The sequence below is a fragment of the Neisseria sp. P0021.S007 genome, assembly GCF_051956855.1.
Window position 1 is genome coordinate 1 of sequence record NZ_JBQCXA010000906.1, and the last position, 568, is coordinate 568.

The 568-nt window shown below is 46.8% G+C and carries 1 protein-coding gene; it reads right to left on the minus strand.

The window, feature by feature from the left end; translation table 11 throughout:
* The coding region (locus tag ACTHUR_RS16640; protein ID WP_440399792.1) for a transglycosylase domain-containing protein at window positions 1-539 on the minus strand (539 nt) is incomplete at its 3' end.
* Window positions 540-568: the final 29 nt, after the last annotated feature.

Here is a 568-nt window from a genome sequence, read left to right on the forward strand (position 1 = left end):
GAGGCAAAACCATAAGCACGTTGACCCAAATAGATTTGGTTGAAGTACAGCTCCAAAATCTTATCTTTGCTCAAAGACTGCTCGATTTTGTAGGCCAACAGGGCTTCGTTGAATTTACGGGTGAACGAACGCTCGCTGCTCAGGTAGAAGTTTTTGGCAACCTGCTGCGTAATCGTACTGGCACCGGATTGAACGCCGCCGGCCATGACGTTGCCGATTGCGGCACGCGCCACACCCCAAACGTCCACGCCCCAGTGGTCATAGAAGCGTTTGTCTTCGGCGGCAATCACGGCATCTTTCAAAATTTTCGGGAAGTCGCCGATTTTGGTAAATTCACGCCGTTGTTCGCCGTAAACGCCAATGACTTGGCCGTCTGAAGAATAAATCGTCAGCGGCATTTTTGGTTTGTAGTGTTGTAAAGAGTCCAAAGACGGCAGTTTTGGATAGGTTACCAAAATTGCAATTGCAATCAGACCTACACCAAAAAGAGCCAGTCCTAATAAGAGACCCATGCAGGTCGTTATAATCTTTTTAATCATGACTAGGTAATAATTTTGCCATTAATGGC